The following is a 15229-nucleotide window of genomic DNA, read 5'->3' as shown; positions in this document are numbered from 1 at the left end:
CACTCGACCCTATCCACTCGATGCCGGTACACGAAAGAGCAGTTTCGTTAAGCCGTGCGGGTGCGGAGGAATTTTCCGAAGTGGGGGACGGTGAAGGCTACGGTTCCGCGTTCGGCGGAGAAGACGAGGCCTTTCTTGATCAGGCCGTCTCGGGCGGGGGACAAGGACTGGGGTTTGCGGTTGAGGGTGCTGGCTACCTCGGCGGTGGGGACGGAGCCGTCGTCCACCCCGATGCCTAGTTCAGCCATGGCTCGCATGTACTCGCGCTCGGCAGGCGTGGCCCGCTCGTAGCGGGAGCCGAAGAAGCCGGTGGTGAGTTCGGCGGACGCCTCCGGAGCTGCGACAGCGACGTCCTTGATGGTGATCGGTGACGTAGGCGCGTGGTCCCACGTGGAGTGCGCGAAGGCCTGCACGAAGTACGGGTAGCCGTCCGTCTGCGCATACAGCTCGTCCAGCGCCTCCTCGTCGTACTGCACTCCTTCGCTCTCCGCCGGCACCATCAGCGCGCGGTCGCACGCGTCACGAGCCAGTCGGTCGACGCGGATATACCGAAAGAGCCGCTCGGAGTACGACTTGCTGGCTGACAGTACGGCGGGCAGATGCGGCAGACCGGCGCCCACGACGACCAGTGGCGCGCTCTGCTGCGAGATCTCGTGGCAGGCGGCGCACAGCGCAGACAGGTCGTCCGCACTGATGTCCTGCATCTCGTCGATGAACAGTCCGACGCCCACCGACAAGTCACCGGCCAGATCAGCAGCGTCGGTGAACAGCTCGATCAGGTCCATCTCCAGGTCACCGGAGTCGGCCCGCCCCTTCGCCGCGGCCACATCCACCGGCGGATGCCACCGGATCCCCTTCCGGTCCTCGGCCCCGGTCCGCAGCGCGAAAGCCTTCAGTACGGCGCTGAACTGGTCGACCCGCTCGTCGTCGCGATGCCGATGCCCCAGCTCCCGCATCGCGGTGTGCAATGCCTGCGCGATCGGCAGCCGGACGCTCTGGTCCGGTCGCGCCTCGATCTTCCCGGTGCCCCAGGCGCGCTTGATCGCCTGCGAACGCAACGTGTTCAGCAGCACCGTCTTGCCCACACCCCGGAGTCCGCTGAGCACCAGGCTCCGCTCCGGCCTGCCTGCTGCGACCCGCTCGAGGACCACCTCGAACTGCCGCACTTCGATGTCGCGTCCGGCCAGCTCAGGCGGCCGCTGACCGGCGCCGGGCGCATAGGGATTCCGGATCGGATCCATGCTTTCACTCTATGAGCCCGTCTAGCGTTTTCCGTAGATTGACCAATCAACGACCAGAGCGTGTCGCGACCGGTCTCTACAGCTTTCTAGCAAAATGACTAGAAAACGATAGACAGCACGAGCGACCCGAAGAGCACTATCGTTCCGGCATGCAGGTGGAGTGGGCTCGCCAGGCGGGGACGTTGTACGAGCGGGTGCATCAGCAGTACGTCGGTGGCGCGCGCAAGCTCGAGTCACTGATCAACGAGCTGATCGGTGAAGAAGAAGGCATCAACTACCTGACCGCGACCGCCCGCGCCAAGGACCCGGAGTCCTTCCTCGCGAAGGCGTCGAAATCGCACCCGGACGACCCCGGCAGACCGAAGTACGACGACCCGCTGAACCAGATCACCGACCTGGTGGCGGCCCGGGTGATCACGTTCCTGGTCGAGGCCGTAGACCGGGTGTGCGAGGTGATCGAGGAAGAGTTCGAGATCGTCGAGCACACCGACATGGGCGCGCACACGCGGGCGCAGGGCGTGTTCGGGTACGCGAGCAAGCACTACCTGGTCCGGTTGAACGCGCACCGCCGGGAGCTGCCGGAGTACGCGGTCCTGAAGAACCTGGTGATGGAGATCCAGGTCCGTACGGCGGTACAGCACGCGTGGGCCGAGTTCGAGCACGACATCAGGTACAAGCTGGACATCCCGCCGGGACGCAGGCCGGAGTTCGACCGGCGGTTCCTGCTCGCGGCGGCGTTGATGGAGCTGGCCGACAACGAGTTCACCGAGATCGACCGGCTGTACCGCGAGCTGGCGGCGACCGCGTCGGACAAGGCCCCGCTGGACCTGACGACCGGCACGCTGACGACGTACCTGACCCGGCGGTACCCGGACGCGCCGCACGCCAAGACCACCCACTACGCCTGGATCCTCGGCGTCCTGCACCGGATCGGCGTCACCACCGAGGAGGAGCTCACCGACCTCCTCACCGGCATCGACAGCGAGGCAGTCCAGTCCGCCATGACCCACCGGGCACCAGCCGGCACGGTACGACGCCTGGACGACGACCTCCTCGCCGCCAAGGGACCTGACTACCTGGACCTGTTCCCCGACGAGGAACGCCGCCAAAAGATCCTCCGCGGCCGCCTGAAGGCCCTCACCCGAGCCGGCATCATCCAGCCTTGACTAGAGCCTCCGCGGTTCGCTGTGCCCAGCGGCTCGTGGTGATCAGGCCGAGTACGAGGACCAGCGCCCCACAGCCGGCGATGATGTACCAGCAGAGCCTGGCGGCGTCGACGAAGCCTGTTTCGAGTGGGCCGACCAGGCGGGCGGTGAGGACGGTGCCGGCGATCGCGACGCCCAATGAGGCGCCTACCTGTCGGCTGGTCGAGGCGATGGCGGCTGCGACGCCGGCCTGGGCGCGTGGCATGCCGGAGACTGCTGCGTTGGTGATGGGGGCGTTCAGCATGCCGAAGCCGAGCCCGAAGACCAGATAGCCGATCAGCAACTGCGTCGTCGAGGTGGAGGTGCCCAGCCGAGACAGGATCAGACCGGACGCCGTCAGCATGACTCCAGCGACCACCAGAGGTATTCGCGGTCCACGGTGGCCGACCAGCCAGCCAGAGATCGGTGCGAACACCACAGTCATCGCAGCCATCGGCAGCGTCAGCAAACCGGCATGCAGTGCGGTGAAACCACGGGCCGACTGCAGATAGAGCGAGTTGAGGAACAGGAACCCCGACAGCGCCGAGAAGCCGAACACTGCGATCAGCGTGGCTCCCGAGAACGGCGCGCTCCGGAAGAACCGGGGCTCCAGCAACGGCTCGTCCCGCCGGCGTTCGTAGTACACCAGTGTCACCGCGGCCACCACGCACACGACGAAGCACCCGATGATCAGCGGCGAACCCCAACCGGCCGTACGGCCCTCGATGATTCCGTACGTCAGCCCACCGAGCAGCAGTACGACGAGCACCTGCCCGACCGGATCCATCCGCCGCGGCACCGCCGCCCGTGACTCCGGTACGAAGAACGCGGTCATCAGTACGGCGGCCACCGTCACCGGAACGTTGATCCAGAAGATGAAGCGCCATCCCGCCGCGTCGACGAGCGCACCGCCCACCACCGGCCCGACTGCCATGCTCAGCCCGACCACACCGCCCCAGACACCGATCGCCTGCGCCCGTTCGCGCGGGCTCGTGAACGTGTTGGTGATGATCGACATCGCGACCGGGTTCAGCATCGAGCCGCCGACGGCCTGCAGCACCCGGAACGCGATCAGCAGGTCGATGGTCGGCGCGACTCCGCACAGCAACGACCCGATCCCGAACAGCACCAGACCGGCCTGGAACGTCCGCCGCCGACCGACTCGGTCCGCCGTCGACCCGGACACCATCAGCAGACTGGCCAGCACCAGCGTGTAGGCGTCGATCGTCCACTGCAGCTTGGCGACCGAGGCTCCGAACTCGGACCGGATCGCCGGCAGCGCCAGGTTCACGATCGTCGAGTCGAGCCCCACGATGAACAGGCTCGAGCAACAGATGCCGAGGACCAGCAACCGCCGCCGGCGGCTCAACTCCTGCACGCCGCCCTCCCCGCCTCGTGAAAGTCAAACGTTGAAAACTGTATAACCCTCCGAAAGAACCGGGCCCAGAGGGCTGGCGCAGCGAATTCCACCGCCGAGCACTTCCATCTGCCCTGGACCAAGGCGGGCGTCACCGACCTCGGTCCGTCGATCGGCTACGTGATTGCCTCGCTCGCACTGTTCTGCGCGGCCGCTGGGGCCTCCCTGGACGAGGCTGCGGATCCACGGGCCGAAAAGGGTTTGACGGACTGTCGGCGGGGCCGCCTACGCTTGATGCATTCGCCTGGTCAGGTGCCCCTTTTCACCCTTCTACGCCTCTTGTGAGACGTCATGTCTTTGCGCCTTGTCCCATTCGCCGACCCGGGTGTGCCGGACACCCGGTCCGGTCTCCGACTCATCATCTGGCTGGAGCACCAGCAGCTGCGCGGGCAGGCCCTCGCAGTGTTCTGGGGGCTGGTCTACTTCGGCGGCATCGCCGCCGCTCCGGTTGCCGTCGGGATCGCCGTGCAGGCGGCGATCGACCTGTCGTGGCCCAAGCTGATCCTGGCCGGTGGGCTGCTGCTGGCGTTCGGCGCGGCCAAGGCCGGCGCCGACTCGTTCTTCCACCGCGCCGTGGTGACGAACTGGATCAGCACTGCGTCCCGCCTGCAGCAACTGCTCTTCCGCAAGGCCGCGGAGCTCGGCTCGCTGCTGACCCGCCGGATCGCTGCCGGCGAGGTCGTCGCCGTGAGCAGCGGCGACGTCGAGAAGATCGGCTGGTTCGTCGAGGTCGTGGGCCGGTTCGCCGCCGCCCTGCTGACCTGCTTCGCCGTGGTGATCGGCCTGCTGCTGTACGAACCGCAGCTCGGCCTGGTGGTCGCGATCGCCGTGCCGGTGCTCGCGTTCTCGATCGTGCCGTTGATGGGTCCCGCGGAGCGCCGTGCGGACGAGCAGCGGGCGAAGGGCGGCCGTGCCACCGAGCTGGCTGCCGACACGGTCGCCGGTCTGCGCGTGCTGCGCGGTATCGGCGGCGAGCAGCTGTTCCTGGACCGGTACCGCGAGGCTTCGCAGCAGTACCGGAGCAGTGCGGTCCGCAGTGCGCGGATGTGGTCGCTGATCGCGGCGCTGCAGGTGCTGCTGTTCGGAGTGTTCCTGGTGGTCGTCGTCTGGATGGGTGTCCGGATGGTGACGTCCGGCCGGATCTCGGTCGGCGAGCTCGTCACGACGTACGGGTTCATCACGTTCATGCTGGTGCCGCTGCACACGTTCGAGGAGACGGCGAGCGCGTTCATCTTCTCGAAGGTGTCGGCCCGCCGTGCCGCGCGAGTGCTGTCGCTGCAGCGGACCGACGAGACGATGGGCACCGCAGAGGCGCAGCTGCCGCAGGGTGACCTGCTCGACCCGGTCACCGGCCTGCACGTCCCGGCCGGGAGCTTCACCGCTGTCGTGTCCGGCAACCCGGACGCCGGTGGCCTGCTGGCCGACCGGCTGGGTGGTCACAGCCCGACAGCTGATGGTGAGGCGTCAGTGCTCCTTGGCGGCGTCGGGCTGGACGACATCCCGCTGGAGTCCGCGCGCACCGTTGTGCTCGTGCAGGACAAGGACCCGGTGCTGTTGTCCGGGACGGTGCGCGAGCTGTTCGACGTGCCGGCCAGTGGCGTGGTGTCGCCGGAGACAGCGCTGGACGCTGCGCAGTGCGCCGACATTCTCGACGTACTGCGGCAGACGCTGCCTGCCGGTCAGTCCGACGCGATGAACGCCGTGCTGACCGAGCGCGGACGCTCCTTGTCCGGCGGTCAGCGGCAGCGGGTGGCCTTGGCTCGCTCGCTGTACGTCGACCCGCAGGTGCTCGTGCTGGATGAGCCGACCAGTGCCGTGGATGCGCACACCGAGGCGCGGATCGCCGACGGTCTGCAGCTGCTGCGCGCCGGGCGGACCACGGTGGTGTTCACCTCGAGCCCGCTGATGCTGGATCGGGCGGAGCGGGTGGTGTTCGTGCCGGACGGTCGCGTCGACGCAGTCGGTACGCACCACGAGCTGCTGCACACCAGCCCGCGGTACCGCGCGGTCGTGACCCGTGAAGAAGAACCCACTCTTGAGGAGATGGCGTGAAGCGCCCTCTGTACGACCCGGCAGCCCCACAGGAAGTAGTGCGGCTCCCGGTGGCAGGCAGCGCGACTGTGCGCTCCTACCTGAAGCTGTTGTTCCGCCGGCATCGCCGTGCGTTCGGCTGGCTGACGCTGGTGAACGCAGTGGCTGCGCTGAGCGGCATGGTCGGCCCGTGGCTGCTCGGCAACGTGGTCGAGAAGCTGTCGCAAGGCAAGACCGACGTGAACCTCCCGTACGTCGTGATGGGCTTCGTCATCGCCCTGGTGGTGCAGACGGTGTTCGTCCGGCTGACGCGGCTGCGCGGTGCGGTCATGGGCGAGGAGATGCTCGCCGACCTGCGCGAGGACTTCCTCGTCCGTGCGGTCGGACTGCCGCCCGGCGTGCTGGAGCGCGCCGGGACCGGTGACCTGCTGTCCCGGATCACCACGGACATCGACCGGCTCTCGCACGCCATGCGGGACGCCGTACCGCAGCTGACGATCGCGGTGATCTGGGCCGGACTGCTGATCGGTGCTCTTGTCGTCACCGCACCGCCGCTGGCCGTCGCAGTGGTGATCGCCGCGCCGATCCTGATCGTCGGTGGTCGCTGGTACTTCCGGCGCGCACCATCGGGGTACCGGTCGGAAGCGGCCGGGTACGCCGCGGTCGCGTCCGCGCTGGCCGAGACCGTCGACGCCGGCCGGACCGTCGAGTCGCACCGGCTGGGCGACCGCCGCATTAAGCTGGGTGACACCCGGATCGGTCAGTGGGTCGCCTGGGAGCGGTACACGCTGTACCTGCGGATGATCCTGTTCCCGGTGATCAACATGACCCACACGGTGGCGCTGGCCGCCGTGCTGGTGATCGGTGGCGGTTTCGCCATCCAGGGCTGGATCACGGTCGGCGCGCTCACCACCGGTGCGCTGTACATCCAGATGCTGGTCGAGCCGGTCAACATGATGATCCGCTGGTACGACGAGCTGCAGGTGGCGCAGGTGTCGCTGGCCCGACTGGTCGGCGTGCGTGAGGTGGAGACCGAAGAGACAGCGAGCGACGCCGAGCCGGACGGCCGGACTGTGCTGGCCGACGACGTGCGGTTCGGCTACCTGGAGGGCCGCGACGTCCTGCACGGTGTGACGCTGACGGTCGAGCCGGGTGCCCGCGTGGCACTCGTAGGGCCTTCTGGTGCAGGGAAGTCGACCCTGGGTCGTCTGCTGGCAGGCATCTACTCGCCGCGCGTCGGTGACATCACCTTGGGTGGTGCGGCGCTCGACCAGATGTCTGCGGAGCAGGTCCGGAGCCACGTGGCCCTGGTCAACCAGGAGCACCACGTGTTCGTCGGAAGTGTCCGGGACAACCTGCGGCTGGCCAGGCAGGGCGCGACCGACGCCGACCTCTGGGCGGCGCTGCGTTCGGTGGACGCCGACGGCTGGGTCGCTGGGTTCGACGACGGGCTGGACACCGAGGTGGGGTCCGGTGGGGTCTCGCTGACGCCGGCCCAGGCGCAGCAGGTCGCCCTGGCCCGGCTGGTGCTCGCAGACCCGCACACGCTGGTCCTGGACGAGGCGACCTCGTTGATGGACCCGCGCGCGGCCCGGCATCTGGAGCGGTCCCTGGCGACCGTTCTGGAGGGCAGGACCGTGGTGGCGATCGCGCACCGGCTGCACACCGCACACGACGCCGACGTGATCGCCGTCGTCGAGGACGGCAAGATCGTCGAGCTCGGCGGCCACGACGAGCTGGTCGGCGCCGAAGGCCCGTACGCCGCGCTCTGGCACTCCTGGCACGGCGAACGCTGACATTCCGGCGCTTACGTCCGAAGGATTGCGGCCTATAGGCCTCGGATCTTCGGACGTAAGCGCCTGGGGGCGTGTGAGGATGAACGCGTGCTGCTGACGACGCTCTTCTCCTTGCCCACCACGATGGCCCTCGATGTGGACGACGAGGGCCGGATGCTGGTGCTGTACGACGGCACCGGCACCCGCCAGGTCAACGAGGTCGCCCCGGACGGGACCTGGCGTGCGCTCACCGATCTCGGCGACACCTGCCGCGGCGCCCGGTTCGTGCCCGGCAGCAGCCGCGTGGTCATCGAGCACGACACCGGCGGGGACGAGCGCGGTCAGCTGTCCCTGCTCGACCTCGACGAGCCCGGCCTGCCCACACTGACCCCGCTGGTGCACGACGCGGAGTACATCCACCACCTGGTCGCCGCCCGGACCGGTCGCGTGCTCTACACCACGAACCGCCGCAACGGCGTCGACTTCGACCTGGTCACCCACGACCTGAGCACGGGTCGCGACACCGTCCTGTACGACGAAGGCGGCTGGGTGATGGCCGTCGACCCGTCCCCGGACGACAAGTGGGTCGTCCTCTCGAAGGCGAGCACCCCGGCGAACTCGATGCAGCTCCTGCTGGTCGAGACGTCGAGCCGGACCGTCACCGAGCTGACCCCGGAGGACGCACACAACGACCAGGGTGCCGTCGCCTGGCTCCCGGACTCGTCGGCGTTCCTCGTCTCGACGAACGCGGACCGCGACCGGATGGCCCTCCGGCGGTACGACGTGGTCGACGCAACGTGGAGCGACGTACTCGTTGACGACGCTCGTGACCTGGCCGGGTGGCCATCACCGAACGGCGAACACCTTCTGGTCGCCATGCTGGAGGACGGCGAGGTGGAGCTGGCGCTGCACCGGCTGGAGGACGGCTCGCTCATCGCGCCGCTCGAGCTGCCCGCCGGTGGTGTCGCAGCGTTGTCGATGGCAACGCCGGATCCGATCTGGTCGTCCGACGGCGCGTTCGCTGCCATCACCTACAACTCGCCGGTCACGCCGCCAACCGTGTACCGGTTCGTCCCGGGCGGTGAGCTGACTCCAGTTCGACCGGTGGAGGTGCCTGTCGAGCTGCAGCATCCGGAGAGTCTGCGGGTGCCGTCGTTCGACGGGGAGCAGGTGCCGGTGTTCGTGTTCCGGCCGACCGCACCGGATCTGGGTTCCACTGTGGTCCACGTGCACGGCGGTCCGGAGGGTGCGGCGCTGCGGATGTGGAGCCCGATCATCGCGGCGCTGGCCGGCGAGGGGCACACCGTCGTCGTGCCGAACGTGCGCGGCTCGGCCGGCTACGGCAAGCGCTGGTACACGCTCGACGATCGACAGCTACGGCTGGACTCGGTGAAGGACCTGGCGGCGATCAACGCCTGGCTGCCCACGATCGGTGGAGACCCGGCGCGGGCGGCGCTCTGGGGTGGTTCGTACGGCGGGTACATGGTGCTGGCCGGTGTCTCGTTCCAGCCGGATCTGTGGGCGGCCGGTGTGGACATCGTCGGAATCGCTTCACTGGTGACGTTCCTGGAGAACACCTCCGATTACCGGCGATCGATGCGCGAGCGCGAGTACGGCTACCTGGCGACGGACCGCGAGTTCCTGGAGTCGGCGAGCCCGCTCAGCCGGGTCGACGACATCCGGGCGCCGCTGTTCGTCATCCACGGCGCCAACGACCCCCGCGTGCCGCTGTCGGAGGCCGAGCAGATCACAGCGGCGCTGACGAAGCGCGGCGTTCCGTGCCAGCTGCTGGTGTACCCCGACGAGGGCCACGGTCTCGCCAAACTCAAGAACCGCCTCGACGCCTACCCGCAGGCGTTCAGCTTCCTGAGAGAGCACCTGGTCTGAGGGTCGCGGCGGTCGCGTCCAGTCGTACCGGCAGACCGAGGGGTACGGCGAGGTTGAGGGCCTCGTGCCCGATCGCCGCGCCCTCCACCATCGGTACGCCGAGGGGTTCGAGGCGCTCGCGGACGACGTCGATCGGGTCCTGGATGCCGCTGAAGTCGCCGATCACCAGACCGGTCACCTCATCGAACCACCCGGCTCGCAGCAGCTGGGTGAGCATGCGGTCCACTCGGTAGCTGGCCTCGTCAACCTCCTCGAGGACGACGACGCCGACCGGCCGCGCGTACGTCGGCGTACCGACGCTCGAGGCCAGCAACGCCAGGTTGCCGCCGAGCAGCCGTCCTTCGGCGACTCCGCCGACCACAGTGCGTGCGCCGCCGGGTGCGAGCAGGTCAGTCACGCTCTCCGGCTCGAACAGCAACGCCCGCAGCCGTTCCCGGCCGTCCTCGTTCGCCAGTTGCTCCACAGCTGCAGCCATCGGCCCGTGCAGTGTCACCAGACCACGCGCGTTGAGCGGCTCATGCAGTGCAGTGATGTCGCTGAACCCGAGGAACCACTTCGGTACGGCGACCAACTCGTCGAAGTCGACGTACTCGAGCATCCGCTGTACGCCGTACCCTCCGCGTGCACAGAACACGGCAGCGAACTGCTCGTCCAGCCAGGCGTTCCGCAGGTCCTCGGCACGGGCCTTGTCGTCCGCGGCCAGGTACTGGAACCGCTCGTGCCCGGCCAGCACGGACGGCATCACCTCGACCTCGAGCCCCCACGACCTGAGGTGCTCCACGCCGATCTGGAGGCGCGCGCCGTCCACCCGCCCCGACGGTGCCACCACAGCAACCCGATCGCCACTCCGCAGCCGCTGCGGCACCACTACGTCAGTCACGCCGAGGACGCTACCAATCCACTCGCAGCGTCGTGCTCTTGGAGACGCCGTTCACCGTCACACCCAGCTGTGCAGTGCCCGGGTGGAGGGCGGTGAGCTGGCCGGTCGCCGGGTCGTACGACGCGACCGCCCAGAACGGCGCGGTCTTGGCCGGGCCGATGTGGAGCAACGTCGAGCCCCACCAGTCCGCGGAGACTGGGAAGGCGACCGGAACCCTCCGGTCCTCCTGGATCACCGTGGCGGATGCGGTGGCGGACTGGCCGCGGCGCAGCGACGTGGGCGCGGCCAGCTCGAGCGAGTCGACGTGCGGGCGCAGCTCGACCTGGAACCAGGACCGCTCGGGCGCCGACCAGTTCCGTTGACCGGCCGGCGCAACCGTCGCGTGCGGGTCGATCCCGACCAGTGCCCAGCCGGTGAAGCCGCCCGCGTCCGGTGCGGCGGCCGGGCTCTTGCCCGAGTTGCCGGTCAGCGGCAGCAGGACACCGTCGGTCCGGGTCGCGGCGAACGTCCCGGCGTGCGCCGCCATGTACGCCGCGCCCTTGCCGGTGGAGGACCGGAAGTCGGCCAGCCACTGGACGATCATCGCGGCTTCCTTGCGGTCACCGAGCTGCGAGTTCTGCGTCGGCGACGGGTCGTCGATCGGGTGGTGCGCCATCACCACGACGTTCTTGATCGTCTTGTTCGTGGCCGCGTCGTCGAGCTGTTTGCGCAGGTCGAGGATCTGGTCGAAGCCGCCGGCCCGCAGCGACCCGAGCGACGAATCGCGCAGGATGAACCGGGTGCCCTTGTGGTCGAACGTGCTGGTCGCGGCCCCGAAGACCTTCTTCCACTCCGACAGGTCACCCGGTCCGTAGGTCTCGTGGTTGCCCGGCACGTAGTGCACCGGCACCTTGCCGGCCACCTCTTCGTCGATGATCTGCTTGGCGAGCGCGATGTCCGGCCCGAAGGCACGGTCCACGAAATCGCCGTTGATCACCAGGAAGTCGGGCTTCTGCGCGAGCGCCTCGCGGATCGTCCGCCGGGCCTGCTTCACGTAGTCGGAGTTCGGGTCGTCGGAGGTGAACTGCGCGTCCGACATCACCGCGAACCGCCAGCGGCCGTTGCCGGTCACCGTCCCGTCGGTGACGACCATCGGGTCGATCACCTTCGCCGGCGGGTCCATCGTCACCGGCGGCGCGCTCCGGACGGTCAGGTCGTCGATGATGATCCGGCCCGAGTACTGCCTGGTCGGCGAGGTCTCCACGACGTAGATCCGCCAGAACCGCAGCGGGTACGTCAATCCGGGCGGGATGTCCGCCTCGACGTACTTCCAGCCGGTCCAGTCGACAGCGGCCGCAAGGTTGAGCGTCTGCGCCGTACCGCCGGCCGCGTCGTACGCGTTCGCCCGCAGCCACGCGCCCTTGCCGTCGCCGTAGATCCAGGCGCCGAGCTTCTGCGGCTGTCCGGGCAGCGTCTGCTGCGGAGTCTGCGAGAGGTACGCCGCTCGCGTCGCGGTGCTGCCCGTCAGCGAATAGTCGAGCGCGATCGCCGGCCCGCCGTCATGGCCTTCCGCAGCGGAGCGCGACGCCGTCGCCGCGCCGACCGGTACGGCGTTCGCCGCCCACTTGGTCAGATCGTCCAGCTTGTCGACCACCGTGCTGGCGAGGCCCGCGGTCACACTCAACTGGGTGCTCAGGGCACCGACCTTCGCGGTGATCACGGTGGAGACCGCGTCGTCGGTCAGCGCGTTCACCTCGAAACCGTTGCGCGTAGCAACGATCTTGACCGCGGCCGGGTCGTAGCTGAGTTTGACGTCGCGCGGTTCGATCCAGGTGGAGAACCCGTCGGCGTCGTACCCGTCGACCTCGAAGAAGCCCTTGGCGGTGGAGTCGGCGAGCGACACCTGGCGGGTCGAGGGGGCGAGGCGGGTCGGCGTACCGAGGACTGTCATCGGGAACCTTCCGTTCGCCGGGCCGCGGGCAGCGGTGACGACGACGTCGCCCGCTCGGCGGCCGGTGACGACACCGTGCTGGTCGACGCTGACGTTACTGCCGGCGTACCAGGACGGCGTACCGGCCGCCGGCGCGTAGGTCTCGTCGTAGCCGGTGGCGGTGAGGACTCGGCTGAGTCCGGTGAGGACGCGGGAGCTGCGGGAGATGTCGGCGTCGGGACCCTCTTCGGAGGTGCCGACGGACTCGACGCGGAAGGCCTTCAGCTTGCCGGAGCCCTTGACCGGCAGCAGACCGAGACCGTTCGGGATCTGCCGCTCGCCGCCGTCGGACGGGTCGTTCACCACATCCGGCGCGGCCTTGCCCGGCGTCCGGGCCAGCATCGTGGACGAGCCGCCGCCGTCGAGATTGAGCGCGTCGTCAGCCCCGAGGCTGATCATCAGCTGCCCCATCTCCTTGAGCGACAGCCCGCGGGATCCGGTCGCCCGGCCGTCGACGGTGAGCAGGATCATCCGGCCGCCGTCGGCGTCGAACCCGACCGCGGTCCGCGGCGCGAGATCCGCGTCCGGTACGTCGTCGGGGACCTTGCCGTCCTTCGCGAGCTGGTAGTTGCCGCTGATGCCGACCGCGACGTCGGCCGCGTCCGGGCGCAGGCCGTACTGCAGCTCGACCTTGTCGCCGACCGCGAACCCGGCGAGCGCGTCGGCGCCGGCCTCGCGGCCGATCAGGGCCTGCTCGTTCGCAGCCAACGGGGTGGTTGCCGGAGTGGTGGCCGAGGAGACGACCACACCGTCGCGAAGGATCACCTCGCGGACGGTCGGCAGGCCGTCCACGGTCCGGGTCCGGACCGCGTCACCCCACTCCGGGGTGTAGAGGCCGATACCGCCGGAGTTGACGGCCGGCGAGTTCAGGTTGGTCAGCTCGAGCTTGGTCGGGCCGTCGGTCGCCGTACCTTGCAGGAAGAGCTGGGCGATCTGGCCGAGGCCGTCCTTGCCGATCACCGCGGTGTCGTTGTGGCCGGCAGCCGGGGCGTTGAGCAGCTTGCCGCTCTGCTCGACGCCGACACCGAGCGGCGCGGTGGTGTCGTTGATGTCGAAGAAGTCGCCGTTCACGCCGGCGATCGCGCCCTTGCGGGCAAGCTGCTGACTGAGCGGCTGGCCGCCGGACACCTTGCCGCCGTTGTTGACCAGGTCCACGGTCACGCCGTGCTTGTCCAGGTCGGTGTCGAGGATGTCGCCGCGCTGCCACCCCTTCGGGTCGAGCCGCTCGAACGACGTGTAGTTCACGCCCGGAGCGACCGGGCTGTCGACGCGCGACGTCAGCACGCCGTCCTCGGCGATCGCCGCATCGGCGATCCCCTTGATCTGGGCGAGGGCCGGATCGACGAGTACGCCGGCCAGCAGGCCGCCGACGCCTACCGCTGTGGTCAGAGCACGGACGATCGACACAGGAGCCTCCCCAACGGACGGACAGCTGTGACAAACTAACCTCTCGCGGGCTGAACCGGAAGGTCTTTCACCTGTTGTTCAGCGGCGGTTGGCGAATCCGGTCTCGTAGGCGACCACGACCGCCTGCACCCGGTCCCGGACCCCGAGCTTGGTGAGCACCCGGGCGACGTGCGTCTTCACGGTCGTCTCGGCCACCACGAGCTCGGCCGCGATCTCGGCGTTCGACAGTCCGCGCGCGATCAGCCGCAGTACCTCGAGCTCGCGCTCGGTCAACGCCTGGAGCTCGGTCGGCAGGCCCTGGGCGACGACCGGCTCGGCGAAACGCTCGACCAGCCGCCGCGTGATCGCCGGCTCGATCAACGAGTCGCCGGTCGCGGCTGCGCGGACGGCCGCGATCAGCCGGGTCGACGGGGAGTCCTTGAGCAGGAACCCGGCCGCCCCGGCGCGCAGTGCGCGGTAGACGTACTCGTTCTGGTCGAAGGTGGTCAGCACGATGATCGTCGGCGGGTCCGGCTGCCGGCGGATCTGCTCGGTCGCGGACAGCCCGTCGAGCTCGGGCATCCGGATGTCCATCAGGATCACGTCCGGCGCGGCCAGCTGGGCCTGCCGGATGGCCGCCGTACCCGTGTCGGCCTCGGCGACCACCTCGATGTCGCCCTCCGCCTCCAGGATCACCCGGAACCCGGTGCGGACGAGGGTCTGGTCGTCGGCCACCAGCACGCGGATCTTGTCGGACACACGCTGATTGTGCGTCATCCGCGCGGCCGACGCAGTCATCCCTGTGGACGACGCCGGGTCCGAAGGATCGTCCTTGCGCCAGACGTGGACGACGGGCGGCGAAATCTACCTTCGCGTCATGGGGTCAGAAGACCCGGAGCGAAAGGACAATCCGATGAACGAGATCTTGAAGGGGATCAGGCCCCTCGACTACGTGCTGGCCGGCCTGATGACCGCTGCGGGTGCGCTGCTGATGGTCGAGAACATCACGGCCACCGACGCCGACCTGCCACACCCGCTGTCGACGACCACGTGGGCGATGCTGCCGGTCTTCCTGCTGGTCACGCTGCCCATCTTGTGGCGCCGGCGCAACATCCTCGCGGTCGTCGGCGTCACCGCGGTCACCACGCTGGCCCACGTCATCGCCTTCGGCTGGGTGACCCGGTGCGGCGTCGTCATCCCGCTGGGCTTCGCGCTCGCGTACGCCGTCGCGCGGTACGCCGGCTCCTGGCTGAACCAGCTGATCGGTCTGGCGGGCGTCGTCGTCGTACAGCTCGTGATGCTGGTGCGGGACGCGTCGATCGACACGGTGGCCGGAGCGCTGGCGATCGCACTGCCGGGTATCGCGCTCTTCTACGGGGTCGGCGTACTCGTGCAGAATCGAGTCACCAAGCAGACCGCCGGAGTGGCGACGGTCCACGAGCGCACGGCTGCTTGAGTA

Annotated in this window: 10 protein-coding genes; 5 read left to right on the top strand and 5 right to left on the bottom strand. The window is 68.9% G+C overall.

Going from position 1 to position 15229, the window contains the following annotated elements:
• Positions 1–47: 47 nt before the first annotated feature.
• Positions 48–1241: an ATP-binding protein gene (locus OHA18_RS15430; RefSeq protein WP_329004770.1), complete on the bottom strand. Its 1194-nt coding sequence runs from the start codon at positions 1239–1241 to the stop codon at positions 48–50.
• 149 nt (positions 1242–1390) lie between these two features.
• On the opposite strand from OHA18_RS15430, the gene OHA18_RS15425 reads away from it, so the two are divergent.
• The gene (locus OHA18_RS15425; RefSeq protein WP_329004769.1) at positions 1391–2407 is read left to right on the top strand and encodes a GTP pyrophosphokinase; all 1017 of its coding nucleotides are present in this window, start codon (positions 1391–1393) and stop codon (positions 2405–2407) included.
• Here the strand turns inward: OHA18_RS15425 and OHA18_RS15420 are convergent.
• A complete protein-coding gene (locus OHA18_RS15420; RefSeq protein WP_329004768.1) occupies positions 2394–3803 on the bottom strand; it encodes an MFS transporter in 1410 nt (469 codons plus the stop codon). The genes OHA18_RS15425 and OHA18_RS15420 overlap by 14 nt on opposite strands.
• Positions 3804–4133: 330 nt before the next feature.
• Between OHA18_RS15420 and OHA18_RS15415 the strand changes: the two genes are divergently transcribed.
• The 3 genes from OHA18_RS15415 to OHA18_RS15405 all read left to right on the top strand — a co-directional run bounded on the left by OHA18_RS15415 (position 4134) and on the right by OHA18_RS15405 (position 9535).
• Positions 4134–5894: an ABC transporter ATP-binding protein gene (locus OHA18_RS15415; RefSeq protein WP_329004767.1), complete on the top strand. Its 1761-nt coding sequence runs from the start codon at positions 4134–4136 to the stop codon at positions 5892–5894.
• Positions 5891–7669, top strand: coding sequence for an ABC transporter ATP-binding protein (locus OHA18_RS15410; protein WP_329004766.1), 1779 nt, complete (start codon positions 5891–5893; stop codon positions 7667–7669). The genes OHA18_RS15415 and OHA18_RS15410 overlap by 4 nt, the downstream gene beginning before the upstream one ends.
• An 87-nt stretch (positions 7670–7756) precedes the next feature.
• A complete protein-coding gene (locus OHA18_RS15405) occupies positions 7757–9535 on the top strand; it encodes a S9 family peptidase (RefSeq protein WP_329004765.1) in 1779 nt (592 codons plus the stop codon).
• Here OHA18_RS15405 and OHA18_RS15400 read toward each other — a convergent pair.
• From OHA18_RS15400 to OHA18_RS15390, 3 genes are all read right to left on the bottom strand, one after another.
• Positions 9507–10415 carry a S66 peptidase family protein gene (locus tag OHA18_RS15400; RefSeq protein ID WP_329004764.1) on the bottom strand — a complete coding sequence of 303 codons (909 nt, stop codon included), beginning with the start codon at positions 10413–10415 and terminating at the stop codon, positions 9507–9509. The two genes, OHA18_RS15405 and OHA18_RS15400, sit on opposite strands and share 29 nt — an antisense overlap.
• A 10-nt stretch (positions 10416–10425) precedes the next feature.
• Positions 10426–13791 carry a phosphodiester glycosidase family protein gene (locus tag OHA18_RS15395; RefSeq protein ID WP_329004763.1) on the bottom strand — a complete coding sequence of 1122 codons (3366 nt, stop codon included), beginning with the start codon at positions 13789–13791 and terminating at the stop codon, positions 10426–10428.
• A 78-nt stretch (positions 13792–13869) separates the two neighbouring features.
• Positions 13870–14529, bottom strand: coding sequence for a response regulator transcription factor (locus tag OHA18_RS15390; RefSeq protein ID WP_329004762.1), 660 nt, complete (start codon positions 14527–14529; stop codon positions 13870–13872).
• 154 nt (positions 14530–14683) lie between these two features.
• Between OHA18_RS15390 and OHA18_RS15385 the strand changes: the two genes are divergently transcribed.
• Positions 14684–15226, top strand: coding sequence for a hypothetical protein (locus OHA18_RS15385; RefSeq protein WP_329004761.1), 543 nt, complete (start codon positions 14684–14686; stop codon positions 15224–15226).
• Positions 15227–15229 lie beyond the last annotated feature (3 nt).

This window comes from Kribbella sp. NBC_00709, assembly GCF_036226565.1.
In the GTDB taxonomy this organism is placed as follows: Bacteria; Actinomycetota; Actinomycetes; order Propionibacteriales; family Kribbellaceae; genus Kribbella.
This window is presented reverse-complemented; position numbering and strand designations above follow the sequence as displayed.

Coding starts and splice junctions, on each gene's coding strand:
- OHA18_RS15430 (WP_329004770.1), bottom strand. CDS start 1,241: ATGGATCCGATCCGGAATCCCTATGCGCCCGGCGCCGGTCAGCGGCCG.
- OHA18_RS15425 (WP_329004769.1), top strand. CDS start 1,391: ATGCAGGTGGAGTGGGCTCGCCAGGCGGGGACGTTGTACGAGCGGGTG.
- OHA18_RS15415 (WP_329004767.1), top strand. CDS start 4,134: ATGTCTTTGCGCCTTGTCCCATTCGCCGACCCGGGTGTGCCGGACACC.
- OHA18_RS15385 (WP_329004761.1), top strand. CDS start 14,684: ATGAACGAGATCTTGAAGGGGATCAGGCCCCTCGACTACGTGCTGGCC.